3 protein-coding genes are annotated in these 2677 nt (G+C 62.5%); 1 reads left to right on the plus strand and 2 read right to left on the minus strand.

Annotated elements, in window-relative coordinates; translation table 11 throughout:
• On the plus strand, window positions 1–362 hold a 362-nt coding region (locus ABSG47_RS20795), incomplete at its 5' end, for a sigma factor-like helix-turn-helix DNA-binding protein (protein ID WP_424172463.1).
• Here the strand turns inward: ABSG47_RS20795 and ABSG47_RS20800 are convergent.
• Entirely contained in the window at window positions 349–1146 is a 798-nt protein-coding gene (locus ABSG47_RS20800; protein WP_424172466.1) for an NAD(P)/FAD-dependent oxidoreductase, read from the minus strand. The two genes, ABSG47_RS20795 and ABSG47_RS20800, sit on opposite strands and share 14 nt — an antisense overlap.
• The gene (locus ABSG47_RS20805) at window positions 1139–2377 is read right to left on the minus strand and encodes an FAD-dependent oxidoreductase (protein ID WP_424172469.1); all 1239 of its coding nucleotides are present in this window, start codon (window positions 2375–2377) and stop codon (window positions 1139–1141) included. Before ABSG47_RS20805 ends, ABSG47_RS20800 begins: the two co-directional genes overlap by 8 nt.
• Window positions 2378–2677 lie beyond the last annotated feature (300 nt).

Genomic DNA, 2677 nt, shown 5'->3' on the forward strand with positions numbered 1-2677 from the left:
ATTCCTTGCTGAACGAGCGCGCCGCGAAGGCGTGGCTGTGCAGAATCGTTCGCAATGAATACGCCCGCACCTTTGAACGTAAGCGCTTCGTGCTGGTCGACCTCGATTCATTGGTTGCGACGGATGATCTCTCACTCGCGGCGGAGGATGACCCGGACGTCATCGATATCCGAGAGGCATTGCGGGGGTTGGCCGAGAAATACCGCCGTCCGCTCGAGATGCAAGTCCTCTTCGGTTACTCCGTGGTCGAGATCGCGGCGCAGATGCATTTGTCGAAGGCAGCCGTGCTGAGCCGCTTATTCCGTGCGCGCAATCAACTGCGGCTGGCGTGCGGCTACGATCGGGACCTCAGGCGCCCGTAATCAAGCGGATACCTGCGCCAAACTTCAGGTACGCCCAAAACCAATTCGTGAGCGTTGCGAGGCGATTGCGGACGCCGAGCATGAAGGCGACGTGCACCATGCCCCACAGCCACCAGGCCGGCGCCCCCCACAGGCGCACGATTCCAAAATCGGCGATGGCGGCTTTCCGTCCAATCGTCGCAAGGCTCCCCCGATGCCGATAGCGAAACGCCGGCGGCGGCTCTCGGCTCTCGATCAATGCCCGAAGGTATCTTGCGACGTACGCCCCGCCTTGTTTGGCTGCGGGCGCCAAGCCGGGCACATTCTCACCGCGCCAGCCCTTGCTCGAGGCGGTATCGCCAATCGCAAATACGTTCGCGATCGCCGGCACCCTCAAATCGTCACCCACAATCAAGCGACCGGCCCTGTCTGCAGGCGCCTTCAACCACTGCGCCGCAGGCGACGCCGCAACACCGGCGGCCCACAACACCGTTCGCGCAGCAACCCGCACCCCGTCGATGGAAACGCCGTCTCCGTCGATGTGATCGACGCGACAATTGAGGCGAACCTCGACGCCCAAGCGCTCCAGGGAGCGCTGCGCAGTGGCCGCAAGTCCCTCGGGAAAGGCCGGCAACAAGCGCGCCGCGGCTTGCACCAAAATGACACGAGCTTGGGCAGGATCAAATGAGCGAAACTCTTGCTCGAGTCCGTAGCGGGCCAATTCCGCGATGGCGCCCGCGAGCTCCACGCCCGTGGGTCCACCACCCACGACCAGGAATGACAGCAACGCCGCACGCTCAGTCACATCCGAAGTGGCCTCCGCCTGCTCGAACGCGGTCAGAATGCGGCGCCTGATTGCCAGTGCGTCCTCGATCCCTTTGAGCCCCGGTGCGTGCGCCGCCCACTCCTCCTTCCCGAAGTAGCTTTTCCAACAGCACCGTTTGACGTTTGGTGTCTATTCCGGTGACGGCACCCAAGAGAAGGCGCGTGTTGGGCGCATCGCGAAACATTGGCCGAGCCGGCATCGCGATGTCACCGGGGGACAATGCGGCGGTCGCGACCTGATAGAGCAGGGGTTGAAACAGGTGATAGTTGTTGCGGTCGATGAGCGTGACGGAGACGCGCACGTGTCGAAGCGCCTCTGCGCAGCGCAGGCCCCCAAAGCCTGCCCCCACGATGACGACTCGCGGCAATCGCTCGGCGCTCGGAGGTCCGTGCGGATCCTGCTTGCGGGAAAGTCTCCGGCGCAGGGCATCGATGGCGAGGTCCAGCGACACGGAACCACCGCCGTGAACGCCCAGCATCGCAAGCAGCATGGCCAAGTAAATCGCATCTGTCGCACGTGGATCGGTCACTGAATAGACAAAAAGACTCAGCAAGAGTGCGATTGCCACGTACCGTGTGCCCACGCCGAGGACGAACAATGCCCCACCGAGAAACGCCGCGGGCACCGGAGTTCTCATCGCGACATCCAAGGGTAGCCACCGCGCGACGCTCGCGAGGTTCCATTGCATCGAGCCCGCCAGCGCGGAAAGTAACAACGCCAGCCCCAACCACACCCGGATCATCGACGCGTAAAGCGGACTGCCCCGCGAGCGCAGCTGCTTCGAGAATCCAATGATACGAGGTATCAACGGGATCGCGCTTTCCTCGAGCCCGTGCCGCAGCAGGCCGTCCATTGAGACAGGTCCCGCCCCGTTGATCGCGAACCAGCCAAACAAGGCCGTCCAAAAGAGTTGCGTGTCGAACGGTTCATATTGCCATTGAGTGATGAATGAAAGGGCCAGCAACGGAATCGCGGCATATCGCGTCATGAAGCCCAATGCGAGCAGCGCCGCACCCGCCAGGTCACATGCGGTGCTGATGTACGCCGCCTCGGCCGGCGCGATGAAGGGAATGGGGTTCTCATTCCCCGCCAGCGCAAGAGTGACCTGCCAATGCATGAGCTGACTCACGCCGAACATGAAGAAGAGCTTTGCGAGCCAAAAGCGGATCACCCACTCGACGTACGGCCAAAGCAGGCTCTGCAGCAGCACGGTCGAGAACCGATTGAGGCCCCGCCCGATTGTCGTGAGTAGTCGCAGACAGCTCTCCCGGTCGATGCACGTCTCATAATCAAGACCGTGCGCAGAGCGATCTTATTGCCGAACACGCGTTGGATTGGACGCTAGGAGGCGAACCGCTCGATGAGCGCCTTGGCAACGATGTCGACGCCGGCCCCCACAATCAGGGGTTGGCCGCCGACCGCCAATGTTGCATTGCCCGGACGCGTTATGAATGCGGTATTCCAACCTGCGGCGGCCGCCCCCAGAATATCCCAGGTATGACACGCAATC

This window comes from Occallatibacter sp. (assembly GCF_049510455.1).
Lineage (GTDB): Bacteria > Acidobacteriota > Terriglobia > Terriglobales > Acidobacteriaceae > Telmatobacter.